Origin of the sequence: Kaistia dalseonensis, assembly GCF_030814715.1 — a bacterium.
GTDB classification, from domain to species: Bacteria; Pseudomonadota; Alphaproteobacteria; order Rhizobiales; family Kaistiaceae; genus Kaistia; species Kaistia dalseonensis.
Genome location: NZ_JAUSVO010000004.1, coordinates 656,680 through 680,662, shown reverse-complemented (window position 1 = coordinate 680,662; position 23,983 = coordinate 656,680). Strand labels below are relative to the sequence as shown.

Annotated in this window: 18 protein-coding genes; 10 read left to right on the top strand and 8 right to left on the bottom strand. The window is 65.0% G+C overall.

The annotated features are described in order from the left end of the window. Window positions 1–3 precede the first annotated feature (3 nt). Window positions 4–1,638 (bottom strand): Na+/H+ antiporter, encoded by a 1,635-nt coding sequence (locus QO014_RS16930; RefSeq protein ID WP_266349886.1) that lies wholly within the window; start codon window positions 1,636–1,638, stop codon window positions 4–6. 144 nt (window positions 1,639–1,782) lie between these two features. Here QO014_RS16930 and yegS point away from each other — a divergent pair, with 144 nt between their 5' ends. The 3 genes from yegS (at window position 1,783) to QO014_RS16915 (ending at window position 3,851) form a co-directional block, all read left to right on the top strand. After that, on the top strand, window positions 1,783–2,712 hold the full coding sequence (gene yegS / locus QO014_RS16925) for a lipid kinase YegS (protein ID WP_266349885.1): 930 nt from the start codon (window positions 1,783–1,785) through the stop codon (window positions 2,710–2,712). A gap of 51 nt (window positions 2,713–2,763) precedes the next feature. Then, window positions 2,764–3,324, top strand: coding sequence for a gluconokinase (locus QO014_RS16920; RefSeq protein ID WP_266349884.1), 561 nt, complete (start codon window positions 2,764–2,766; stop codon window positions 3,322–3,324). A 104-nt stretch (window positions 3,325–3,428) separates the two neighbouring features. Continuing rightward, window positions 3,429–3,851, top strand: a complete 423-nt coding sequence (locus QO014_RS16915; protein ID WP_266349883.1) for a hypothetical protein — start codon at window positions 3,429–3,431, stop codon at window positions 3,849–3,851. Here QO014_RS16915 and QO014_RS16910 read toward each other — a convergent pair whose 3' ends face one another. Further along, window positions 3,852–4,730 (bottom strand): aldose 1-epimerase family protein, encoded by an 879-nt coding sequence (locus QO014_RS16910; RefSeq protein ID WP_266349882.1) that lies wholly within the window; start codon window positions 4,728–4,730, stop codon window positions 3,852–3,854. Between the two features lie 190 nt (window positions 4,731–4,920). Here QO014_RS16910 and QO014_RS16905 point away from each other — a divergent pair, with 190 nt between their 5' ends. Beyond that, complete coding sequence (locus tag QO014_RS16905; RefSeq protein ID WP_266349881.1) at window positions 4,921–7,092, top strand: FdhF/YdeP family oxidoreductase; 2,172 nt, start codon at window positions 4,921–4,923, stop codon at window positions 7,090–7,092. 81 nt (window positions 7,093–7,173) lie between these two features. Here the strand turns inward: QO014_RS16905 and QO014_RS16900 are convergent, their stop codons facing one another. The 3 genes from QO014_RS16900 to QO014_RS16890 form a co-directional block, all read right to left on the bottom strand. Then, a complete protein-coding gene (locus tag QO014_RS16900; protein ID WP_370877157.1) occupies window positions 7,174–7,908 on the bottom strand; it encodes a hypothetical protein in 735 nt (244 codons plus the stop codon). 272 nt (window positions 7,909–8,180) lie between these two features. Next, entirely contained in the window at window positions 8,181–9,644 is a 1,464-nt protein-coding gene (locus tag QO014_RS16895; protein WP_266349879.1) for a DUF2252 domain-containing protein, read from the bottom strand. A gap of 189 nt (window positions 9,645–9,833) precedes the next feature. Next, window positions 9,834–10,685, bottom strand: a complete 852-nt coding sequence (locus tag QO014_RS16890) for a YdcF family protein (protein ID WP_266349878.1) — start codon at window positions 10,683–10,685, stop codon at window positions 9,834–9,836. Between QO014_RS16890 and QO014_RS16885 the strand changes: the two genes are divergently transcribed. From QO014_RS16885 to QO014_RS16865, 5 genes are read left to right on the top strand one after another with little or no spacing between them, the layout of a single operon-like run. Next, window positions 10,657–11,901 carry an extracellular solute-binding protein gene (locus QO014_RS16885; RefSeq protein WP_266349877.1) on the top strand — a complete coding sequence of 415 codons (1,245 nt, stop codon included), beginning with the start codon at window positions 10,657–10,659 and terminating at the stop codon, window positions 11,899–11,901. The genes QO014_RS16890 and QO014_RS16885 overlap by 29 nt on opposite strands. A gap of 33 nt (window positions 11,902–11,934) precedes the next feature. Next, window positions 11,935–12,972 (top strand): ABC transporter ATP-binding protein, encoded by a 1,038-nt coding sequence (locus tag QO014_RS16880; protein WP_266349876.1) that lies wholly within the window; start codon window positions 11,935–11,937, stop codon window positions 12,970–12,972. Then, window positions 12,969–13,832 (top strand): ABC transporter permease, encoded by an 864-nt coding sequence (locus QO014_RS16875; protein WP_266349875.1) that lies wholly within the window; start codon window positions 12,969–12,971, stop codon window positions 13,830–13,832. Before QO014_RS16880 ends, QO014_RS16875 begins: the two co-directional genes overlap by 4 nt. A 1-nt stretch (window position 13,833) precedes the next feature. After that, complete coding sequence (locus QO014_RS16870) at window positions 13,834–14,679, top strand: ABC transporter permease (protein WP_266349874.1); 846 nt, start codon at window positions 13,834–13,836, stop codon at window positions 14,677–14,679. Window positions 14,680–14,720: 41 nt separating this feature from the next. Beyond that, window positions 14,721–15,875 carry an ROK family transcriptional regulator gene (locus QO014_RS16865; protein WP_266349873.1) on the top strand — a complete coding sequence of 385 codons (1,155 nt, stop codon included), beginning with the start codon at window positions 14,721–14,723 and terminating at the stop codon, window positions 15,873–15,875. 72 nt (window positions 15,876–15,947) lie between these two features. On the opposite strand, the gene QO014_RS16860 is transcribed toward QO014_RS16865, so the two are convergent. Continuing rightward, window positions 15,948–18,899 carry an autotransporter outer membrane beta-barrel domain-containing protein gene (locus QO014_RS16860; RefSeq protein ID WP_266349872.1) on the bottom strand — a complete coding sequence of 984 codons (2,952 nt, stop codon included), beginning with the start codon at window positions 18,897–18,899 and terminating at the stop codon, window positions 15,948–15,950. A 191-nt stretch (window positions 18,900–19,090) separates the two neighbouring features. Then, window positions 19,091–19,834 carry an SDR family oxidoreductase gene (locus QO014_RS16855; protein ID WP_266349871.1) on the bottom strand — a complete coding sequence of 248 codons (744 nt, stop codon included), beginning with the start codon at window positions 19,832–19,834 and terminating at the stop codon, window positions 19,091–19,093. A gap of 107 nt (window positions 19,835–19,941) precedes the next feature. Between QO014_RS16855 and QO014_RS16850 the strand changes: the two genes are divergently transcribed. After that, a complete protein-coding gene (locus QO014_RS16850) occupies window positions 19,942–20,853 on the top strand; it encodes an AraC family transcriptional regulator (protein WP_266349870.1) in 912 nt (303 codons plus the stop codon). A 27-nt stretch (window positions 20,854–20,880) separates the two neighbouring features. On the opposite strand, the gene QO014_RS16845 is transcribed toward QO014_RS16850, so the two are convergent. Further along, a complete protein-coding gene (locus QO014_RS16845) occupies window positions 20,881–23,982 on the bottom strand; it encodes an efflux RND transporter permease subunit (protein WP_266349869.1) in 3,102 nt (1,033 codons plus the stop codon). Window position 23,983 lies beyond the last annotated feature (1 nt).

Here is a 23,983-nt window from a genome sequence, read left to right as displayed (position 1 = left end):
CCATCACCCAAAGCGTGCTTCGGTCAGGTCGATTTCGCGCACGATCTTGCGCGCCGTCTCGTCGTCGATCTTGTGGGTGCGCGTGCTCCGATAGATCGCGTCGCGTTCAGCGCGGAGGCCGGCCAGGCGCAGCTTGCGCTCGATCTCGTCGACCTTGCGGTTCAGTTCGGCCGCCTCCGCGGTCTGCGAACGCCCGTCTATGCGCTGGCGATAGAGCTCCATGACGCGCGCCCCGGCATCGGCATAGAGATCGGCATCGTTGCGGCCGGCCGCGAGATCGTGCTGGGTGCGCTCGATGGCCTTGATCGCGGCCTCGGCGGCAGCGACCCGCGCCTCGTCCTCGCGCTCGCGCTCGATATGTTCCGGCGGCACGGCGATGCCCTGGAGCACCAGCGGCAGGCCGATGCTGGCCGCCACCAGCGAGAGGATGATGACGCCGGCGGCGAGCAGGATCGCGAGATCGCGCGCGGGAAAGGGCGTTCCGTCCAGCATGGTGAGCGGCAGGGTCAGGACACCGGCGAGCGTGACGGCGCCGCGCACGCCGGCGAGCGACATCGCCGCCGTGACGCGCCAGATCGGCACCTTGAACGCCGCCCCGCGCCGCGTCGCCTTGAAGATGGTCAGCCGGAGCGACACGTAGGCCCAGGCGAAGCGGAGAGCCGCCAGCCCGATATTGATGGCGAGAATGTAGACCAGCAGCCAGATCGGCTCATGGTGGCCGGTCTCCCGGACGGTCTGCGCCGCGCCGGCGATGATGCCCGGCAATTGCTCGCCCAGGATGACGAAGATCACCCCGTTCGCCGCAAACTGGACCGTATCCCACACGGCCGAGCGTCGCACGCGCGTCACGGCCATCAACTGGCCGCCGATCTCGGCATAGCTCATGGTGATGCCCGCCGCGACCGCAGCCAGGATGCCCGAGCACTCCAGATGCTCGGCCAGAAGATAGGCGCCGAAGGGGATGAGCAGGCTGATCAGGATCTGCGACCCGGTCTCCTCGCCCAGCCGCTTGCTGACGATATTCTTGACCTGCGTCACGATCCACGTCACGCCGACGCCGATGGCGATGCCGCCGATCGCGACCCAGAGGAAGGTCGTCGACGCCTCGACCAGCGAGAAAGTGCCGGTCAGCGCGGCGGCGACGGCAAAGCGCATGCAGACGAGGCCGGAGGCGTCGTTCAGCAGCGATTCGCCCTCGAGGATGTGCATCAGCCGCTTCGGGATCGGCACGCGCGCCGTGATCGACGAAACCGCGACCGGATCGGTCGGCGAGATCACCGCGGCGAGCGCGAAGGCGACGGCGAGCGGAATGGACGGGATCATCCAGTTGATGACGAAGCCGAGCCCGACAACCGTGAAGACGACGAGCCCGAGCGCCAGTTCCAGGATCGCGTTCTTGTCGCGAAAGAGGCCTTCCTTCGGGATGCGCCAGCCATCGAGGAAGAGCAGCGGCGGCAGGAAGAGCAGGAAGAATATCTCCGGCTGCAGGCGCACGCCGAGATCGGCCACCGAGGCGATCAGTGCGCCGAGCGCGATCTGGACCAGCGGCAAGGGCAGCGCGAATGGCGCCGCCCGCACGACGGAACTGCTGATGACGACAGCCACGAGAAGAACCAGGGCAGCAGCGATCGTCTCCACGCACAATCCTCTCAGTCATCAAGCGCCCGGCAATCGCGCCGGGGGACAGCAGGGTCGTTGGGCAATCAGATCCCGACAGGGGCTTGAGGTCGCCCTCAAACTCCCGTCCAATAGAATCAGTTGTTCCATGACCGGTGTAAGACCATGAAACTTCGGCTGATCCTCCATGGCAAGGCTGCGCGTGACCCAAGGGTGCGCGACGCTGTCGATGCGGTGCGCTCGGACGGCCATGTCGTGGAGGTCCGCGTGACATGGGAATCGGGCGATGCCAGCCGGATGGCGCGCGACGCCGTCGAGGAGGCCAGAAATGGCGGCCTCGATGTGATCGTCGCCGGCGGCGGTGACGGCACGGTCAGCGAAGTGTTCGGCGCGAGCCTTGCGGCCAAGCCGCCGGCAGGCTGCTCCTTCGGCGTCCTGCCGCTCGGGACGGCGAATGATTTCGCCCATTCCGCCAATATTCCCGTCGAGGATCTGACGGCGGCGCTGCGACTGGTCACGACCACGCCGGCCCGTCCGATCGATGTCGGCACGCTGGAGCAGCGGGTCTTCATCAATCTCATCACAGGCGGTTTCGGCTCGCGCGTCACCGTCGAGACGGACCCGGACCTGAAGCGGCGGCTCGGCGGCCTCGCCTATGTCGTCACCGGCGTTTCCCGCTTTGCCGAGCTCACCGCCAATCGCGGCCGCTTCCGCGCCGAGAATTTCGAATGGGAGGGCAGCTTCTACGCGCTCGCCATCGGCAATGGCCGTCAGGCCGGCGGCGGCATTTCGCTCTGTCCCAAGGCCATGCTCGATGACGGCCTGCTCGATCTCATGATCCTGCCGGAAGTGCCGCCGGATTCACGGCTCGACATGTTCGCGCAGTTCGTGCTGCAGGGCGCGGCGGCGATCGAGAGCCTGCAGGTCACGACGCGCAGTCCCTGGATCGAGTACGTCTCGCATGAGGAACTCTACGTCAATCTCGACGGCGAGCCGGTGCAGAGCAAGCGCTTCCGTGTCGAGTGCCACCCCGGCGCGCTGCCGGTGCATCTCGGCCAGACCGATCTCGTGAAGCAGGACAATGCCAGCGCCTGAAGGCGCGCTCTTTGGCAACAGCAAAGCAAACAAGAACGCAACGGAGCGACCATGACAGCCGACGCCGCCAGCCCTGCCGGAGCGCAGGAGCCGCTCGCCTTCAACCTCGTCGTGATGGGGGTTTCCGGCTCGGGCAAATCGACGGCTGGCGCCGCGCTCGCCGACCGTTTCGACACGGATTTCATCGAGGGCGACCAGCTTCATCCGGCTGCCAATGTCGCCAAGATGGCCGCGGGCACGCCACTCGACGACAATGACCGCCTGCCCTGGCTGAAGGCCATCGGCCGCCGCATGGCGGAAGCCGATGATGCCGCGAAGGGGATCGTGGTCGCCTGCTCGTCGTTGAAGCGCAGCTATCGCGACATCCTGCGGGCCGCCACGCGGCGACCGGTGATCTTCATCTTCCTCGATGGCTCGCATGCCCTGCTGAAAGAACGCATGCTGACCCGCACCAGCCATTTCATGCCGCCATCCCTGCTCGACAGCCAACTCGCCACGCTGGAACGGCCGACGGAGGACGAGGATTTCATCCGGATCGATCTTGACGGCGACATCGATGCCGAGCTCGAAGCAGCCGCCGATGCGATCGCGGCGCGCCCCCTGGCCGGCTGAGCCGTTACAAATCGTCACCGGACGGCACGCTTTCCGAAACGATCCGGCAAAGTCGCGGCGCGATCTTTCCTGACGGGCCTCAACGCTCACGAAAGGACATGATCATGGCACAACCCGGAGTGTTTTTGGCGTCTATCGCCGCGCTGCTGATGTTCACCGGAACGGCGGGCGCGCTCGAGCGCAGCGGCAGGACAACCATCGACATCGATGGTCGCGTGATCACCGAGCAATTCACCGCGCACTACGATCCCGCGACCGGCGTGCTCGTGCGCAAGGGCACGCTCATCCTCTCCAATGGCAGGCGCGGGACCTATCGACTGATGGGCACATGCGGCGGCAGGCCCCTGACCTGCACCTTTACGGGCACCGGGACCGGACCTTTTGGCCAGCCCTGGCGCGGCAGCGGAACACTGAGCCGCCGGGGCGAGCGCGTCATGATCAAGGCGACGCTGAAGGGCCCGCGCGGCAGGACGATCCGGATCAATCGCGAGACCAGTGGCGACAGCTTCGCCGATCTCGGCCTCTAACTACGGCGCCGGAGCGCCGCAGCGCATCACCATTTCGCGCGTTTCCGATCGGCCGGCCTCGATTCGCATCACGCCCGGCATATCGAAGAAATCGCCGTCGAACCCTTCCGGAGCATGGTGACCTTGCCAGGGCTCGATGCATAGAAATCCCGCACCCGGCTTGGTCCAGATGCCAAGATAAGGCAAGCCTGCGAAATCAATCCCAATGCCCGGCTCGCCCGGACGGCCGAACCAGACCGAACGGCTGGCGAGTTGGTCGAAAATGACGGCATCGGCAACGAAGAGGCTGTCGTCGAGCGCCAGCGTCCGATCCTTGACCGGCGTATCGACCGAAAGCGCAACACGACCATTGGCGATGCGGCGGATCGGGGCGGGCTCGGCCTTTTCAAACAGGACGATGAAGGAATTGCGCACCGGCGCCGGGGCTGCCGGCCACAGGAAGGCCGGGTGGAAGCCGACCGAAGCCGCCATCGGCCCGGTGCCCGTATTCGTGACCGTGACGCTCTGGTGCAGAGCGCCCTTGGCGAGGCGGAAGCTCACATCGAGCGTGAACTCGAAGGGGAAGATCTTGCGCGTGGCGTCGTTCGCATTGAGGCGCAGCAGGCAGGAATCCGGCCCCGACGCGACCAGGTCGAACAGGGCGTCGCGGGCAAAGCCATGCTGGCCCATCGGGTAGCTCTTCCCGTCAACGCGGATCGCGTCATTCGCAGCCCGGCCGACGATCGGGAACAGGATCGGCGCGTGACGGCCCCAGAAGGCGGGATCGCCGCCCCACATCCATTCCTTGCCGGCCGGATCGACGATCGATTGCAGTTCCGCGCCCTGGCGCGCAATGGCGACACTGAAACCGTCTCGGGCAATGATGATGGTATCGGTCACGGACGCGCTCCAGGAGATCAATGATGGCATCAGGCTCGACAGGCTTGGCCGAACTGATTCTGCGGGACGCCATAGTGACAATATTCCAAGACATGCAGAAGACCTGCATGTACCGCCACGCCGAGGACGGATTCCGTAGCGGCCACCTTTGATGCTATCTTGCTGATACGTCCAGTCGGGAGGGAATGAATTGGCACGGCGCGAACAACAGCCGGTCGGCGGCGGTCCCAAGAAAGTGCTCTATACGCTGCAGACCATCTCGCGCATGGGCGTGGGCAAGGCCGCCAAGGCGCTGCTGAGCAAGAATGCGTGCAAGGCCTGCGCCTATGGCATGGGCGGCCAGCGCGGCGGCATGACCAACGAGCTGGGCGAGTTTCCCTCCGTCTGCAACAAGTCGGTCCAGGCCCAATCGGGCGACATCTTGCCGTCGATCCCGGCCGAGATCTTCGCCCATCCGATCGCCGACCTGCAGGAGCTTTCCGGCCGGGAGATGGAACGGCTCGGCCGCCTCGACACGCCGCTGTTCAAAGCGGCCGGAAGTGACCGCTTCGTGCCGGTCGAATGGGATTTCGCGCTCGCCACCGCCGTGCAGCGCCTGAAGACGACGGATCCGAGGCGGTCGTTCTTCTATTCCTCGGGGCGCTCATCGAACGAGGCCGGCTTCGTCTTCCAACTGCTTGCCCGCGCCTATGGCACCAACAACGTCAATAATTGTTCCTATTACTGCCATCAGGCGACCAGCGAAGGGCTCGCCACCACGGTTGGCAAGGGCACGGCGACGATCGAAATCGAGGACCTGACCGGCGCAGACCTGATCTTCGTCATCGGCGCCAATCCTTCGTCCAATCATCCCCGCTTCATCCACATGCTGAAGAAGTGCCGCGAGCGCGGCGGCGCGGTGATCGTGATCAACCCGGCGAAAGAGCCGGGCCTCGTCAAATTCGCGGTGCCGAAATCGCCCATGTCGATGCTGAAGGGCGGCAGCGAGATCGCCTCCGACTACCTGCAGCCGCGGATCGGCTCCGATATCGCGCTGATGAAGGGCATCGCCAAGGCGGTCATCGAAGCCGGCGCGACAGATCGGGCGTTCATCGAGAGCCATACGGCGGCGTTCGACGCTTTCCGCGCGGATATCGAGGCGCTCTCCTGGGAGCAGATCGTCGAAGCCTGCGGCGTGCCGAAGGCGCGGATCGAGGCAGTCGCGGCCGTCTATGCGCGCTCGGAACGTGTGGTGTTCGCCTGGGGCATGGGCATGACCCATCACATCCACGGCGTCGCCAATGTCGAGATGATCGCCAATCTCGCTCTGCTGCGCGGCATGATCGGCAAGCGCTTCGCCGGCCTGCTGCCGCTTCGCGGCCATTCCAACGTACAGGGCATCGGCACGATCGGCGTGAAGCCCGTGCTCGCGAAGGACGTGCTCGCGCGGATGGAGGAGACGCTCGGCCTGCGCTTTCCGGAGGAGAAGGGGCTCGACACCATGGCGTCGCTGAAGGCGGCGGAACGGGGCGAGATCGACGCCGCCGTGATCATGGGCGGCAATCTCTGGGGCGCGACGCCCGACACCGCATTCGCCACCCGCGCGATGGGCCGCATCGGCTTCAAGCTCTTCCTGACCACCTCTCTCAATCTTGGCCACGTCAATGGCCTCGGCGATGGCGAGGTGCTGATCCTGCCCGTGACGGCGCGCGACGAGGAATGGGAGCCGACGACGCAGGAATCGATGTTCAACTATGTCCGGCTCAGCGATGGCGGCATCCGCCGGCTCGACAATGTGCGCCCGGAGAGCCGAATCCTGTGCCAGATCGGCGCCCGGCTGCTGCCGGACTCCCCGATCCCGTTCGAAGGGCTGGCACACCATGCCAAAATCCGTGAGGCGATCGCCGCCGTCGTGCCCGGCATGGAGCAGCTCAAGGATATCGAAGTCGCCAAGCAGGAGTTCCACGTCAAGAACCGGCTGATGCACACGCCGGAATTCGGCACGCCCGACAAGCGCGGCCATTTCGTGGTGACACCGACACCGACACCAGAGCGCAGCCGCCTCAGCCTCGCGACCGTCCGCAGCGAAGGGCAGTTCAATACGATCGTCTATGAGGAAGAGGACAGCTATCGCGCCAAGGCCGGCCGCGACGCGGTTTTCCTGGCCAGGGACGACATGGCGGCCTTCGGTGTCAGCGAAGGCCAGGTCGTGACGCTCGCCTCGGATACTGGCCGCATGCGCGCCGTGGTGACGCCCTTCGACCTGCCGCGCGGCAGTGCGATGGCCTATTATCCGGAGGCCAATGTGCTGGTCGGTACGGCCGTCGATCCCCGCAGCAAGACGCCGGCCTTCAAGTCGGTGCCCGTCTGGATCGAAGCGTAGGACAAACCAAAACCGCCCCGGATCGTGCGATCCGGGGCGATTTTGCATAGTCGTATCGCCGGGCGATCAGCCCGCTCAGGCTTAGTAGGGTGCGTAATAGGGATAGGGCGCCGGGTACGGCGCCGGATAAGGCGGGTAATAGGCCGGCGGCGCGACATAGACAGGGCGAGAAGCGGCCGCGGCACCGACGACTGCGCCGGTCACGGCACCAGCGACCGCGGCTCCGGCGATGGCGCCACCGGCCGGAGCGCCATACCAGGCACCATGGACGCCGATCGCGCCGTAACGCGCAGGACCGCGATAAGCGGCATAGAACGCGTCGATGAACACGGCGGCGGCGCCATCGGCACCGGTCAGGTCACCCTCGAGCACCTTCACGTTGAAGATCAGATCGGGGCCGACCATCTTCGGCGACGTCAACTCGACGACGGCGTCCTTGACGTCCTTGCCGTCCTTGGTGAAGACGGAAACGGTCGCATTGGGCGGATCCTTGGCGAAGGTCTCGTCGGCGTTCCACTCATCGACGACCGATGTCGTCGTGACATGGCCCGCGGCGCGAACGGGCCGATCGGCGAACATGATCGCCGTTGCCGCCACACCCGTCAGCGTCAGCTTTCCGTCCGCGAGCGTCGCGCCGTCGGAATTGAGTACGACCAGCGACGGCTCCATCTGAACCTTCGACGCTGTGCCGATCTGCTTTTCGGCAGGCGATTTGATGGCATTCGACTGCTGCGCCAGCGCTGTCGTCGACATGATGGCGGTGATGGCCAGAATAATGCTGGTCCGAGCTCTCAGCTTCACGATGTTAACCCCCATAGTACAAGCGATGTGAATATCGCGCCCCCAACGGGAGAACGCGTAGTTCCCTGTCAACTCGACAGTTTTCATAGCCCGCCGGGCGTGTAAACGTCAAAATACGCGGCTGACGCGTTTATATTTCAACGCATCCTTCAAGAACATAACCGAAAATTAACCAATATATCCGAAGCCGACGAACGCACTCGGCTCGGCCGTTCATGCCCGGCAAGCCCGTTCGCATATTGAGTGCGACGGGCAATCAACTCGCCCTCGATGGGCGCCGCCGGACATCACACCTCCTGATAGACCGCGATCCTGCCCTTGCGCACGGCCGCCTTGAGCGCGGCATGGTCGCGCTCGGTCTGGTCGGCATAGGCCAGTGCAAAGCTGCCCATCGCCTCGTCAAACTGATCACCGGCGCCGAGATATCCCCCGATCGCCGAAACGTCGCTGCCCTTGGCGTGGGCGCGTGCCAAGACCCAGCCGCATGCCTCCGCGTAAAACTCCAGCAACTCGTCATCAAAGGTCTCGACGAGTGGCTTGATCTTGGCGTCCCGCAACTGCCGTACATAAAACTGCCGCCCGTTGGCCTCCGCGGTGACCCATCCCAGGAAGAGGTCGGACGAAGGCTGCATCAGGCGTTGCCCGACGACGACACGCTCGCCGTGATGAGCATAGGCGCTCGCTCCGGCATAAGGCTCGAGCACGGAGGCAACCGCTTCCTTGAACTGGAGGAAGAGCGGTTCGTTCGAGGCCGACATCATCAGGGCAATCCAGCACCGACGTCCGACGCTGCCCACGCCCACGACCTTGATGGCCGCATCCACGAGCCGATACCGGTCGAGCAAGGCCCGGCGATCATCGGCGAGGGTGGCTCTGTAGCCGGCGAGCACCTGATCGAGAACCTGCTGAAATTCGGGAAGGTGCGTCTCTTCCGGATGGAAGATCAGCGGTGGACTGTCCTGGATGCCGACGCGCCCGCCAACCATGCCGGCGAGCTTGGGGAAGTCGACCTCGGAGCCACTCTGGGCGGAGGCCTTGTCGATCCGCCGCTGCACGCCGGCGCGAGCGCCCGGTGGGACGCCTTCCAGCAGATCATCTGCTGACACGCGCGCGTACCAGACCTGAAGCGGATGCATGGCCGCGAACCCGCGCAGCCGCTTGCGATAACTCCGTGCGCAGGCGATCGCGGAATCACGGCCCTGTTCATCGGTGAGCCCGATGGTTCGGGCCGCCAGCACGATGGACGCGACAAGCCGCTTGATGTCCCATTCCCACGGCGCCGGCAGCGTCTCGTCGAAATCATTGATATCGAAGATGATATTGCGCTCGGGCGTGGCGAAGCCGCCAAAATTCATCAAATGGCAGTCGCCGCAAGCCTGCACCTTGATCCCGATCGATGGCGTAGTGGCCAGATCGGCAGCCATCACGCTGGCAGCACCACGAAAGAACGCGAACGGCGATTCGAGCATGCGGCCGTAGCGGATGGGCACCAGGTCAGGCAGTCGATCTGAATCCGACGAACACAGCAGATCGATCGGATCCGCTCGTCCCTCGGGTTTCTTCCACGCAGCATGCTGGCTTCGTGGAACCTTGTCGCGCAGGGACTTTCCTTCGCTGGCCAACTGGCCTGGTGATCGTGCGCGAGTGGCAGCGTCCGATGCGGTAGCACCGGAATGCCCGGCCTTGTCCGCCGTGCCGCGCTCTGCCGGCCGCGCGCTCGCTATTGGGGCAGTCACCGAACCCTTCGGCATGATCACGATCTCCGCCGACCCGCCTCATGCGAGCCTGACCCAATTAGATCTGCGCGGATCCAGCCTGCATTGACGTGGAGCAATATCCCGCACGACATTTATCATAATAGCATGATGGGCTCGCCAAGGTAGCGAGACTCGTGCGGAGCCACCGGGGGGCGGAGTTCATCCAATCGATGGAGAGACTCGCTACAGGCCCGGCATCGCCAGCAGGCGTGCATGATCGGCGAGGATGAGTTCGAGCTCGGCGTCACTTGCGCCGGGCACTGGCGAGAGCGCGTCGCCTGACGCCAGATGGTCGAACCGTATCGACAGACCGCGCCGCTCCGCCGCCGCGCCGAGGAGCACGAGCCCGCGCCGCACATGGTAGGTACTCGAGACCAGCGTGGCGCGGTTCACGCCGAGGCGGGCGAGAATCTCCATGCTGTGGACGGCATTGCCGACCGTATCCTCCGCCATCGGCTCCAGATGCAGGCGCTCGGGCTCGATGCCTTCAGCGGCGAGCCAGCGGTGCATCGCCTCGGCCTCGCTGATCGGAGCGCCCAGCGTTCCGCCCGTCAGGACCAGTGGATCGGCCGTGCGGTGCCGGGCCAGCGTCAGCGCGGCCTGCAGGCGGCGGACGAGGCGCGGACGCAGGCTGCCATCGCCTTCGAGTTGATGGCCGAAGACGATGATCGCGCCACCCTCTTGCAGCAAGGCCTCCGGCAACGGCGCATCCCGCTGATGTTCCACGAGCGGGAGAGCCATGATCTCGGTGACGAGAGCGGGGTCGTTCATCGTGTCGTCCTTCCAGAAAATGGCGTCCCGCCGTGTCCGGCGCGGGTGCCCCACCACATCGCGCACCCGCGATTGCGCCGCAACATGATTTTTTAAAATGATTTTCAAAAATACGCCGATTTGTAATGGGACCGTCACATGAGCCCGGTAGGAGACCTGCAGCCCACCTCGGTCGGCCAATAGGTCTCCTGTAATGAAGGGAAATATCGTGGCTATGATAAGCAAGACCATCGCCATGGCAGCGTTGATCTCGACAGCTGCCATTCTTCCTGCGTCCGCCCAGACAAAGCCGGTCGGATCGGATACGTTCAACACGAAGCATCTCGATTTTGACGCTACGACACTGACGCGCGAAAACTTCTATGAAGTGCTCGCACCGATCGCGAAACAGGAAGGCGAAGTCAACCTATACAGCTTCGCGGCGAGCTTTCCGGTGTTTTGGAAAGAGGCCGTCATCCCCGGCTTCGAGAAGAAATATGGCGTGCGCGTCAATTTCTATGATGTGAAGGAAGACGTCGCGAAGCAGCAGCTGATCGCCGTTCACCAGGCTGGCGAGGACTCGCCCGCCGACGCCTATTTCGCACCGGGCCCGACCGCGGCCGAGACGCGCAACACGCCGATCATCGCCAACCTGCCGCTGGCCGACCTGTTGCCCGAGGCAAAGAACTACGACCCGAAGCTGCTGCGCGTTTCCTTCGGTTATGAGCATGGCGGCACGTTCATGCCGTTGCATCGCGACCAGACCGGCATGGGCTACAATAGCGCGCTCGTGAAGGCGGAAGACGTTCCGGCCGATTTCCCGGCCCTCCTCGCTTATGCCAAGGCCAATCCCGGCAAGGTCGCGATCACCTCGCCGCTCAAGGGCGGCTCGGGCGAGAACTTCCTCTATGGCGTCGCGCAGAGCCTGCTGACCGGCGAGTGCCACGACAAGCTCACCAACGATTTCGGCTGGGATGACGCGGCGGCCGCCGACTGGGTCAAGAACAGCGGCTGCTTCGCGCCGGTCTGGGACTATTTCCGCGAGCTGACGCCGCTCGTCGAAGTCACCAACGGCAATGCCGACACGCAGAACCTGATCGGCAACAACGCCGCCACGATCGGCACCGTGTGGGAGGATTACGCCTACACCTTCGTGCAGGACAAGCAGTTGCCCGAGAGCTATCGCATCACTCTGCTCGCCAATGGCCAGGATGGTGGCGGCGACGGCGCGTTCCTCGTCCGCAATGCGACGCATCCGGCCGCGGCCCTGCTCCTGATCGACTATGCCATGAGCTACGAGCCGCAGCTCTGGAAGATGAAGCACATGGCCTCGCGCACGGCCCGCCTCGACATCGCGCTCACCGATGCGATCGACGCCCATAACGCGCAGTTCCTGGTTCCCGAGGCCACCTATCGCAAATACGCGATCGGCTATCCCTCGGTCCCGGTCATGACCGCGATGCGCGACGCCTATGTCGCGGAAATCCTCTCGAAGCTCTGACGCTTCCCGAATACGCGATCGGCGGGACAAGCCATGCCACATCTACAGGTTACCGGACTGACGAAACGCTTCGCCGATACGGTCGCCCTTCATCCCACCGATCTCGACGTCGAGCAGGGTGAGTTCATCACCCTGCTCGGACCATCGGGCTGCGGGAAATCCACCTTCCTGCGCATGCTGATGGGCATCACCACGCCGAGCGGCGGCGAAATCCGCATCGCGGGAACACGGATCGACCGCCTGCCGCCGGAAAAGCGGAACATCGCCATGGTGTTCCAATCCTACGCCCTGTTCCCGCATATGAGCGTGCTGGGCAATCTCGCCTTCGGCCTGAAGATGAAGAAGGTTCCCAAGGCCGAGCAGACCCGCCGCATCGCCCATGCCGTACGGATCTGCAACCTGGACGCTTATGTCGACCGCATGCCGCGCCAGCTTTCGGGCGGCCAGCAGCAGCGCGTCGCGCTCGCGCGCGCCATCGTCATGGAGCCGGACCTCCTGCTCTTCGATGAGCCGCTCTCCAATCTCGATGCGAAGCTCAGGGAAAGCCTGCGCGAGGACCTGCTCGGGCTGCACCGCCGCGTCGGTGGCACGAGCCTCTATGTCACGCACGACCAGGACGAGGCGATGGCCATGTCCGACCGCATCGTCGTGATGAACGAGGGGCGGGTCGTCGAGAGCGGAACGCCGTTCGAACTCTATCGCGCACCTCGCAGCCGTTTCACCGCGCGCTTCCTCGGCCGTACCTCGCTGATCGAGGCCATCGCCTCCGGCAACGAGGCTCGCTTGCCCTGGGGTGGCACCGCGCCGATCGACCGATCGGCGAGCGGGCCGGTTTCACTCTCGATCCGCCCGGAAGACCTGCGGATCGAAGCCGACACCCAAGGAGCCGCCGCCATCAGCGGCCACCAGTTCCTCGGCGCGGCCATCCTCTATTCGGTGAAGGCTGGCGAACACCAGCTCATCGCCAGCGCCACCGGCCATGCTTCGCCACTTCCCGTCGGCAGCCGCGTCAGCCTGCACGCCGCAGCGCCATTGCATGTGCTCGATGCGATCGAGGGCGAAGCGGCATGAACGGGATGGACCGCAACCCCTGGAAAACCCTGCTCCTGCTCGCGCCCGGCGTCGGCTTCCTCGCGGTGATGTTCGGCATCCCGCTCGCCTGGGGCGTGCTCGGATCGTTCGGCATCGGCATGGGCCCCGCCAAGATCGCCGGCCCGACGCTCGCTTACTACGCCAAGGTATTCGGCGACCCTCGCTATCTCGCGGGCCTCAGGACGTCGTTCTATTACGGCGCCATGCCGGTGGTGGTGAACCTCATCGTCGCGATCCCGCTTTCCCTGGCGCTTGGCCGCAGCTTCGTCGGGCGCAAGCTCTTCAACGGCCTCTACAAGATCCCCCTCGCCGTGCCCTCGATCGTGGTCGCCTTCGCCATGCTGACGCTGTTCGAGCAGGGCGGGTTCTTCAGCCGCTTCCTGCACCTGTTCGATCTGACGCTGCCGCGCCTGGTGCGCGACAAATGGGGTTTCGGCGTCATCATGGCGGTGGCGTGGAAGGACATTCCCTTCATGACGCTGATCATCACCGGCAGCTTCGCGTCGGTCCCGACCGAACTGGTCCAGGCGGCGCGCGCGCTTGGCGCCTCGCCGCTGCGCTCGTTCCTCTTCGTGAAGCTCCCGCTCGCCATGCCGGGTATCACCGCCGCCATCCTGCTCAGCTTCATCCGCTCGACCGGCTCGTTCGTGATCCCCGACGTGCTCGGCATTTCCTATCCGCTGCCGTTCTCGGTGCTGATGTACCAGGCGTTCCGCGAATCGAACTGGCCGCTCGTCTACGCGATCGGCACGACGCTGATGGTGGCGTCCTTCATCGTCCTGCTGCTCTATTACCTGCTCACCGCGCGGATCGGCGGGCGCAAGACGGACGGAGCCTGAGATGAGCCACGCCGCCTCCCCGCGCATACGCTTCACGCCCGATGACGCCCCGTGGCTCGCGGTTGGGCTCTATGGCGCCCTGGCTCTGGTCATCGGCCTGCCGCTCGCGATGATCGTGCTCTGGTCGTTTTCGGACGGCTGGTTTCCGCCCGCGCTGATCCCGACGGATTTCACGCTGGATCACTGGCGCCAGATCGTCGAGGATCGCGGCCTCGCAGAGGCGGCGATCCGCTCGGTCGGCATCGCCTTCACGGTCACGCTGCTTTCCGGCATCATAGCGCTGCCGACGGCCTGGGCGATGGCGCGGTTTCCCTTCCGCATGAAGCGCGCCGTGGAACTCTTCATCCTGGCGCCGCTGATCGTGCCCGGCCTCGTCGTCGCCGTCGGCGTCGGTCAACTCTTCCTGATGTTGAAGCTCGCCTACACCGTTCCAGGCGTCATCCTCGTGCAACTCATCGGCACGCTGCCACTGATGATCCGCTTGCTGAGCGCGTCGCTCGGGACGATCCCCGAAGATCTGCTGCTCGCGGCCCGCTCGCTCGGCGCCTCGCCGCTGCGCAGCATGCTGGCGGTCGTCCTGCCGCTCTCCGTTCCCACGCTCGTTGCCGGCGGTCTGATCACCTTCGTCGAGAGCTTCCAGGAATTCGACATGTCCTTCATTGTCGGCGCGCCGCTGGTCGAGACGCTGCCGATCCGTCTCTTCTTCTATCTCGACGGCTCGGGCATCCGTTTCACCAGCGCGGCCGTGGTCAGCCTCATCCTGCTCGCGCCCGTCCTGGTGATCTTCGTGATCGCCGGCCGGATCATGCGCGACGACGTCATGGCGTCGGGAATGGGCAAACTCTAGGCTGAACAGCCCCTCACAAGAGAAAGCGATTCGAACACGGCATGGCCCTGAGAGGTACCAACCAGGAAGTCGGGCGATCCTTCAACCGCCGGACAGTTCTCGAAACGATCCGCCTGTTCGGGCCGATCTCGCGAGCCGAAATCGCCGAAAAGGTCGGACTCACGGTTCAGACAGTCACGACCATCACCCATGAACTGCTGGGGCAGCAGTTGCTCTCTGCTGCGGTCGAGCCGCCGAGGGGCCGCGGCCAGCCACCGACCACGCTGACGATCAACCCGGCCGGCGGCTTCACCGTGGGATTGTCACTGAGCCCTGCCGGCATCGAGATCGCGCTGGTCGATCTCGTCGGCGCCATCGTCGAGCGGCGCAAGCTGGCGATCTCGCTGCGCGACCCGGCAGCGACGATCGAGGCAGGCCGCCGGCTTGTGGAAGCCCTTTGTGCCGGACGGCGCCGCGAGACGATCCTCGGCATGGGCATCGCCATACCGGGGCCGCAGGACGTGGAGCCGATGAGCTTCGTCGGCTCGACCACGCTGGAAGGCTGGCGCGGCATTCCGATCGCCGACCGCTTCGCCGCCGCAACGGGATTGCCGACATTTCTCGATATCGACCTCACGGCCGCCGCCCTCGGAGATCTGCTCTATGGCATCGGCCGGGGCTTCAGCACCTTCTATTATCTCTATTTCGGCGCCGGGCTGGGCGGGCGCTTCGTCCAGGGCCGCTCGGTCCTCGGCGGACATCGCGGCAATGCCGGCGAAGTCGGCCATATGACGATCGTCGTCGGGGGAGACCCCTGTCCCTGCGGCAATCGCGGCTGTCTCGAGCGCTATGTTTCGCTGGACGCGCTGGAGCGCCGACTGCGCGCCGAAGGCATCGAGACGGCACCGGACGAGATCATCCTCGGTGGATCACCGATCTTCGACGCATGGCTGGCGGAGGTGGCGCCGCTGATGCAAGCCGCCATCGTCTCGATCGAGAACCTGTTCGACCCGGAAACCATCATCATTGGCGGCCATGCGCCGCGCCGGCTGATCGAGCGGCTGGTGGAAGCCGCCGAACCCTTGCCGCATTCGATCGCCGAACGGCCGGATCGGTCGGCGCCGCGCATCACCCTCAGCGATGACGGTGTCGACGCGGTCCTGCGGGGGGCGGCGGCACTGGCCGTTTCCGGCACGATGTCGCCCGCCGGCCGGTAGCCGCCCGACACAGCCTGAGGCAGCCACCCGGTCGAAAGGGATCGAGCGCGCCGCGACGGCGCGCTCGAACGGTCAGAAGCTCCAGCTCAGATTGGCCTGGACGGCATTGTTGTCCACGTCGTCGGCGAACTGGCCGACATAGGACAGTCCGACGCGGGCCTGCTTGCTCACGAGCAGGTCGGCGCCGATTTCGACGAGCGCCGTATTCTCCGCCAGCGGCGTGCCGACGACCGAGAAGCTGGCGCTCGGCGCGCTCAGGAAGGCAAGCTGCGCGCTCGGCGTGATGTCGCCGAAGGCATATTGCCAGGCGAGCGAGGCGCGGGGCTGGAACACCATGCCGCCGGAGAGCGCCACCGAGGTGGCCGCACGGATGCCGAGCGAACTATAGCCGACGCCGCTGGAATCCGACGATCCCGCCAGTCCGGCCGTGGCGCCGGTCTCGGCGAAGCTGCCGCTGTCGGCATTGACCCAGGCGAGGCCCGCAAACGGCTCGAGCGCGACGGTCTGGATCGCGAAGCCGTACCCGACCTCGCCAAAGACCTGCGCCGTGCCGCCATCATATTGCGCACTCGCCTGCTGCAGGCTGCCGGGATAGGCGATGGTGCGATCGGCATCGATCTGGTTGAAGGCATAGCTTGCGCCGAGACGCAGGTTCCAGGGGCCGGCGCTGGTGCCCGCATAGAGCGCGAGCAACAGGCTGTCGACCTTGAACGAGTTGCCGAGGGCGTCGACATCGGCATTGGACTGGGAGTAGCCGAGCGCGGCGCCAACCAGCCAGTTGTCGATCCGCATGTCCGCGCCGGTGACGATCCCGCCAATGCTCTCGCTGACATCCGACGTGGTGGAACCGCCATCGAGATCGGTCCAGCCGCCAAAGGCCTGGCCCCACAGCGTCGGGCTGGAGGCCTTGGCCGAGAGAGCCGCCGGGTCCGTCGTGGCATAACCGAGCGCCGCGACGGCTGCCGGCTGTTTTGTCGCTTCGCCATAGGCGAGCGCGGGCCCGCCATCGGACAGCGCCGCGACGGCACCGCCCTGTCCCGCATAGGCGCCCTGGCGCAGGCGGGCCAACACGGCCTGACGGCTATAGAAGCTGTCGCCGACGAGCACCGACTGCTCGCTCGCATAACCCTCGCCGGAGAGCGCCCCGAGCGCCGCCGGCAACTGGCTTGCATCCAGGGCATAGAGCGGACTCAGCGCCTCCGGAAGTGCCGCGAGCGTGTTGTTGCCGGTATTGTTGATGAGGCCGTCGAGCGCGGCGCCGACGGCCCTCTGGTTCGGCGTGTTGCCGGGCACCTCTGCCATGGCGGCGGCGACGTTCAGCGTCACAGTGTTCGGCGTATATCCAAGCGAGGCGGCGAACAGATCCGGCAGGCCTTGTGTGGCGAGCGTATCGAACGAGCCAGTGACCGACTGTGTCGCGCCGACCACCTCATAGGACTTCAAGAGATTCGTGGTCTGGAACGAGGCCTCCAGCGTGCCGGCGAGCCGCACCGTACCCGTCACGCCCAGCGCATCATTGCCCTCGTCGGACATCCGCACCGCGAAGGTGCCGGCGGCCGTCTGGACGAACGTGCCGCTGATCAGATGGGTGATCGGCACGCCCGTGCCGGTGACACCAATCCAGCCGCTATTCTCGAACCGCTTCTCCGGCCCCGCCGTCGCCGCGATCCGGCCATTGATGATGCCGGTGTTCACGATCACGCTGCCGACGCTGTCGGCACCGGTGCGCAAGGCATCCGCGACAACCGAGGCCTGCAGGGTGCCGTAGTTCAGAAGGGTGCCATAGTCACCGTGCATTTCGACGGCTGCGCCGGCAATGCCGGTCGCCAGTACGGTGCCGGTGTTGGTCAAGACGCCATAGGTCTCGCCGCGTATGCCGACCCCGCCATTGCCGCTGACCTGGACGGTTCCGCTATTGACGATATCGTCGCCCTTGCGACCCGAGAGGGCCGCCTCATTGTCGGCGCTTGAAACCAGCGTGTCGCGGTTGCGGATCGGGTTGTACATTCCCGGGATCGTCGCGACATAGCCATTGATGGCGCCGTCAGCGAGATAGACGCCGACGACATTGTCGCCATAGGCGGAGTTGGACGACACCACTGCTCCAGGGATGTCGATTTCATACCAGGTCGTGGAGCCGTCGGCGGCGACATGCAGGACCGCCGGATGGGTCACGCCATCGGCGGTGATCCAGTTCGCGACGAGATTGTATTCGTCGGTTCGCCCCGCGCCGGTGATGCCCTCGAAATGCGTCGCGACCGCGCCGGGATGGTCATAGGTCTCGTAGGTTCCCGTGCGCTGGTCGTAAATATAGCCGTGCTCGAACGACAGGCCGGTCTCTTTGGAAATCGTCGCGTAGCCACCGGCGATCTTGTCGCCATAAATGCCATAGGCCGTGGTGCTGATCGCGCCGGGGATGTTGTTGTTCGTGAAGGTGCCTGTGTTGATATTGTAGATGAAGGCATTGCCGGTCGCGAGATCGGTGTCGTAATCGCCAACGACCTGATTGCCGAAATTGCTGTGGGCGATCGTGAACAGGGTCTGCCCGGCCTCGCCGCTCGGATAGATCAGATTGGTGATCTGCTGGCCTGGCGCAGCTGCCGCGTCGAAGAGATAGCTCAGATCATAAGGCGCCGAGGCCTCGGTCTGGTAGCTGCCCACCGCGCGCAGGATGCCCGATGGCGAACCGAAGCTCGGACCATAGGGCGACGATCCGATCGCATCTGGGAAATTCACGCCGTTTGCGGTCGCCACCGGCAAGGCGGACCATGTCTTGGTCGCGAGACTGTAATAGAGACCACCCGTGGCGGTCGTCCCGGGGATCACATAATTGCCGACAATATTATTGCCGCGGATGCCTGTGAGAAACGTGTCGGCTGTCCCGTAATTCAGCGTCTCATAGCTGAATAAGATCGGCGTCTCCGCGTGCGCGATGGAAATTGAGGCGCTGGCGCCGAGGCCGCCGGCGATCAATTTCCAAACACTCGCATGCGGAAAACCGCACAGAACTCGACTTTTTCTCATTGGGCGCCCTCCTGAGCCTGATTCGGCTCTTGGGCGAGCGTATATGGCCAAAGAGAGACATGCGATGGCAGGCATGACACTAGGGCAGGAAATGTCGCGGTCCCACCCCTATCCGGAGTTCGGTGCGGCCGGCCATTCGCCGTCGTATATCGGGCCGGACGGCCTCACGTCCCGCCAGCGACCGTGCCTGATCAGGCAGCGCGCGCCAGCGCGACGGCATCCGGACCGGCCGGAAAGCGCAGCTGTCCGGACAGATCGTTCACCGCCCGCCAGACAGCCTCCGCCACATCGCTCTCCTTCGTGACCGAGGCTGGTTCGGCATAGGCGGCGAAGATCGCGGCGGCGTAGCTCGCATAGGCCTCGGGAACCAGGTCTTCGATGCGCACTCCGACATTCTGCGAGAAGCGCGTAGTCGGGCCGTAGCCGGGTTCGACGAGCTTGGCGCGCACATCGAACGCCTGCAGTTCAAGCGCCAGCGATCCCGTGAAGCCCTCAATGGCCATCTTGCTCGCTGTATAAGCGGCCGCCAGCGGCATGGGGGTCAACGTCACACTCGAGGTCACGTTGACGATGACGCCGGAGCGGCGGGCACGAAACTGCGGGATCACGGCTTGCGTCATCGCCATGACCCCGAACGTGTTGGTCTCGAACACGTGACGCACATAGGACATCGGCGTGGCCTCGAAGGCCCCGACCACACCGATCCCTGCATTATTGACGAGCGCGTCGATCGGGCCACTCCGTTCGAGCGCGGCCGCGATGCTGTCGGTGCTCGTCACATCCAGCGGCAGAATGCGGATTCGCTCCGAATGCGGGAGAAGGTCCTCGCGCGGGGTCCGCATGGTGGCGATGACATTCCAGCCTTCGGCGTGAAGGTGCCGGGCTGTCTCGAGCCCATAGCCGGACGAACAACCTGTGATCAGTACGGTCTTCATGATGGGGTTCCTGCTGGTCTTCTGTTGCAATTGACACGAACAGGGTAGCGGCCATAATCAGGACCATCATCAACGATAAGTCCGGAATAGTTCTCTATTAGTCCAGAATGACAGACCCCCTCGCCCAGGTCATCGAACTCCTGAGGCCCCGCGCTATCTTCTCCAAGGGGATCAGCGGCGCCGGCCGCTGGGCCGTCAGCTATTCGACTTTCGGCCAGCCCGGCTTCTGTGCCGTCATCGAGGGACAGTGCCGGCTCGCCGTCGATGGCGAACCGGAGATCACCCTGGAGACGGGAGATTTCGTTCTCCTCCCCACGACGCCCGCCTTCACCATGTCGAGCCTGGAGGCCGCGCCGCCCAGGCGCATTGTCCCCTCGGCCATGCCTGAAATGGCCGAGGACGTCCGGCACGGCCGGCTCGACGGCCCCAGCGACGTACGCCTGCGCGGCGGGTATTTTGTCTTTGATTCACCCGACGCGGCGCTGCTCGTATCGCTGCTGCCGGGCATGATCCATATCCACGGTGTCGAGCGTCTCTCCACGCTCGTGCGCATCTTCGGCGAGGAGGCCGTTCAACAACGTCCTGGCCGCGATCTCGTGCTGACGCGCCTCGTCGAACTGCTGCTGGTCGAAGCGTTGCGGGCGGCGCCGGGCAAAGACGCGCCGGCTGGCCTGCTGCGCGGATTGGCCGATCCGCGTGTCGCCGAGGCACTTCGACGAATGCATGGCGATCCGGAACGGTCCTGGACCGTGGATGGATTGGCAAGGGAGGCCGGGCTCTCCCGCTCGGCTCTCTTCGACCGCTTCACCCGCGCCGTCGGCCTCCGACCGATGGAATACCTCCTGGCCTGGCGCATGGCCGTCGCGAAAGACCTTCTGCGCAACGGCTCGATCGCACTGGACGAGGTCGCGCGGCGGGTCGGCTATGGTTCGGCCAGCACCTTCAGCACGGCCTTCAGCCGCCATGTCGGCGAGCCCCCAGGACGCTACGCCCGCTCGGCCGCCCGCGCGAACTCATAAGCCGCCGCAGCATAGCAGCCATCGTCCCTATCGGCTCAATTGAGTCTCGACCCGAGGGCTTGGCTTCAGCAGGGATTGCAGGCGGCCCAGATAGAGATAGACGACGGGCGTCGTCACCAGCGTGAGCACCTGGCTGACGATCAGGCCGCCGACGATGGCATAGCCGAGCGGCTGGCGCAGTTCCGAGCCCGTGCCGTGCCCGAGCATCAGCGGGACGCCACCGAGAAGCGCCGCCATCGTCGTCATCAGGATCGGACGGAAGCGCAGCAGGCACGCCTGCCGGATCGCCTCCTTGGGCGAGAGCCCCTGATCGCGTTCGCCGGCGAGCGCGAAGTCGACGATCATGATCCCGTTCTTCTTGACGATGCCGATCAGCAGGATAATCCCGATCAGCGCGATCACGCTCAGATCGAAGCCGAAGCCCCAGAGCATGATCAGCGCGCCGAGCGCGGCAGAGGGCAGCGTGGAGAGGATCGTCAGCGGATGGACATAGCTCTCATAGAGCACGCCGAGAATGATGTAGATGACGACGAGCGCCGCGAGCACCAGATAAGGCTCGCTGGCAAGCGACGTCTGGTAGGCCTCCGCATTGCCCTGGAAGGTGCCCATGATCGTGGATGGCAGGCCCATATCCGCCTCCGCGCCATGGATCGCCGCAACGGCTTGGCTGAGCGCCACGCCCGGCGCGAGGTTGAACGACAGCGTCACCGCTGGAAACTGGCTCTGATGATTGATGGCGAGGATCGCCGTCGGCTGCGTCGTCCACGAGGCGAGGACGCTCAATGGCACCTGGCCGCCGGTGAGCGGTGACTGCACGTAGAGCTTGTCGAGCACGCCGGGCGTGTTCTGGATCGTCGGCGTCACTTCGAGGATGACGTGATAGCTGTTCAGCTCGGTGAAATACTGGGCAACTTCGCGCTGGCCGAACGCGTCATAGAGCGTGCTGTCGATCAGGGCCGGCGATATGCCGAAGCGCGCCGCCTGGTCACGATCGATGGTCAGGCTCACCGTGCTGCCGCTGTTCTGCTGGTCACTCGCCACGTCCGTCAGTTGCGGCAGGGCACTCAGCTTCCGCTGGAGCCTGCTTGCCCAGGCATAGAGCTCGGCGCTGTCGCCATCTTGAAGCGTGTATTGATATTGAGCGGCAGAGGCCCTGCCGCCGACATTGATATCCTGCACGGGCTGCATGTAGAGGCGAATGCCCTCCACATCCTGAAGCTTGCCGCGCAGCCGATCGATGATCTGGCTCGCCGACGCCTGCCGCTCCTCGCGCGGCTTCAGCGTGATGAACATCCGGGCCGAGTTGACCGTCTGGCCGGCCGATGCGCCGACCGCCATGCCAATCGACACGACATCCGGATCGGCAGCCACGATATCGGCAACGGCGAGCTGCCGCTGCTTCATCTCGGCAAAGGAGATATCCTGCGCAGCCTGCGAGACGCCGAGGATGAGACCCGTATCCTGGATCGGAAAGAACCCCTTGGGTATGCTGACGAACAAATATCCGGTCAGGCCGATCGTCGCCAGGAAGACGCAGAAGGTCAGGCGGTGGCGCCTGAGCGCCGTGTCCAGCACGACGCGGTAGACGCCGAGCAGGCGATCGAAGGCCCGTTCCGAGGCCATATAGGGGCGACCATGGCTGCCGGGCGTGTTGCCGCGCAGAAGGCGCGAAGCCAGCATCGGCGTCAGCGTGAGCGACACGATGGTGGAGACGATGATCGTCGCCGTGACGGTGATCGCGAATTCCTGGAACAGTCGGCCGACAATGCCGCCCATCAGCAGCAGCGGGATGAAGACCGCGATCAGCGACAGGCTGATCGAGACGATGGTGAAGCCGATCTCGCCGGAGCCCTTCAACGCCGCTTCCATCGGCTTGGCGCCATCCTCGATATGGCGCTGGATGTTCTCGAGCATCACGATCGCGTCGTCGACGACGAAACCCACCGCGATGCTGAGCCCCATCAGCGACAGATTGTCGAGGCTGAAGCCGAACAGATACATCACCCCGAAGGTCGCGATGATGGCGAGCGGCACGGCGACACTGGGGATCACGGTGGCCCAGAAGCTGCGCAGGAAGACGAAGATGACCATGACGACGAGCCCGATCGTCAGGATCAGCGTGTTCTGGACATCGGCCACCGAGGCGCGGATCGTCTGCGTCCGGTCGCTCAATATGGAGATGTCTATCGCCGGCGGAATCGACGCCTCGAGCCTGGGCAACATCGCCTTGATGCTGTCGACCGTTGCGATCACATTGGCGCCGGGAAGCTTGAACACGGGCAGCAGGATAGCCGACTTCTGGTTGGCCCAAGCCGCGAGCTGGCTGTTTTCCGCTGCCATGACCGCGAGGCCGATATCGCGGATGCGAACGGGCGCGCCGCCCCGATAGGCGATGATCTGGTCGTTCCACGGCTCCGCCGACGAGATCTGGTCGTTGTCGTAGAGCGTGAACGTTCGGAGCGGCCCCTGGATGGTTCCCTTCGGTCCGTTGCTCGTGGTGGAGACGATCGCCGTCCGCACATCCTCGAGCGACATGTCCATGCCGGCGAGACGCGCCGGATCGACCTGGATGCGGACGGATGGCTTCTGCTGGCCGAACACGCCGACCTGCGCCACGCCCGGCACCTGGCTCATCCGCTGCATCAGCACGTTCTCGGCATAATCATCGACCGTGGTTAGCGGCAGTGTCGCGGAGCTGAGCGCGAGCACGAGGATCGGCGCATCGGCCGGATTGACCTTTCGGTAGGTCGGCGGCGCGGGAAGGTTGGTGGGAAGCTGGCCGCCCGCCGCATTGATGGCGGTCAGCACGTCCTGCGCGGCGCCGTCAATATTGCGCCCGAGGTCGAACTGCAGGCTGATCGTGCTGTTGCCGAGCGTGCTGATCGACGTCATCTGCGTCACACCGGGGATCTCGCCGAACTGACGCTCCAGCGGCTGTGTCACCGACGAGGCGATGATCTCGGGGCTGGCGCCGGGCAACGCGGTCGAGACCTGAATGGTCGGAAACTCGACTTCGGGAAGCGGCGCGACCGGCAGCAGCGGATAGGCGGCAAGCCCGGCGGCGAGAACGCCTGCCGTCAGCAGCATGGTCGCGATCGGCCGGCGGATGAAGAGCGCTGAGATGGACATG

Bases quoted from the DNA above. Each gene is read 5' to 3' on its own strand.
- QO014_RS16860 (WP_266349872.1), bottom strand. From the start codon at position 18,899: ATGAGAAAAAGTCGAGTTCTGTGCGGTTTTCCGCATGCGAGTGTTTGG.
- QO014_RS16865 (WP_266349873.1), top strand. From the start codon at position 14,721: ATGGCCCTGAGAGGTACCAACCAGGAAGTCGGGCGATCCTTCAACCGC.
- QO014_RS16895 (WP_266349879.1), bottom strand. From the start codon at position 9,644: ATGCCGAAGGGTTCGGTGACTGCCCCAATAGCGAGCGCGCGGCCGGCA.
- QO014_RS16875 (WP_266349875.1), top strand. From the start codon at position 12,969: ATGAACGGGATGGACCGCAACCCCTGGAAAACCCTGCTCCTGCTCGCG.
- QO014_RS16915 (WP_266349883.1), top strand. From the start codon at position 3,429: ATGGCACAACCCGGAGTGTTTTTGGCGTCTATCGCCGCGCTGCTGATG.
- QO014_RS16845 (WP_266349869.1), bottom strand. From the start codon at position 23,982: ATGTCCATCTCAGCGCTCTTCATCCGCCGGCCGATCGCGACCATGCTG.
- yegS (WP_266349885.1), top strand. From the start codon at position 1,783: ATGAAACTTCGGCTGATCCTCCATGGCAAGGCTGCGCGTGACCCAAGG.
- QO014_RS16870 (WP_266349874.1), top strand. From the start codon at position 13,834: ATGAGCCACGCCGCCTCCCCGCGCATACGCTTCACGCCCGATGACGCC.
- QO014_RS16855 (WP_266349871.1), bottom strand. From the start codon at position 19,834: ATGAAGACCGTACTGATCACAGGTTGTTCGTCCGGCTATGGGCTCGAG.
- QO014_RS16900 (WP_370877157.1), bottom strand. From the start codon at position 7,908: ATGGGGGTTAACATCGTGAAGCTGAGAGCTCGGACCAGCATTATTCTG.
- QO014_RS16890 (WP_266349878.1), bottom strand. From the start codon at position 10,685: ATGGCAGCTGTCGAGATCAACGCTGCCATGGCGATGGTCTTGCTTATC.
- QO014_RS16880 (WP_266349876.1), top strand. From the start codon at position 11,935: ATGCCACATCTACAGGTTACCGGACTGACGAAACGCTTCGCCGATACG.
- QO014_RS16850 (WP_266349870.1), top strand. From the start codon at position 19,942: ATGACAGACCCCCTCGCCCAGGTCATCGAACTCCTGAGGCCCCGCGCT.
- QO014_RS16920 (WP_266349884.1), top strand. From the start codon at position 2,764: ATGACAGCCGACGCCGCCAGCCCTGCCGGAGCGCAGGAGCCGCTCGCC.
- QO014_RS16885 (WP_266349877.1), top strand. From the start codon at position 10,657: ATGGCAGCGTTGATCTCGACAGCTGCCATTCTTCCTGCGTCCGCCCAG.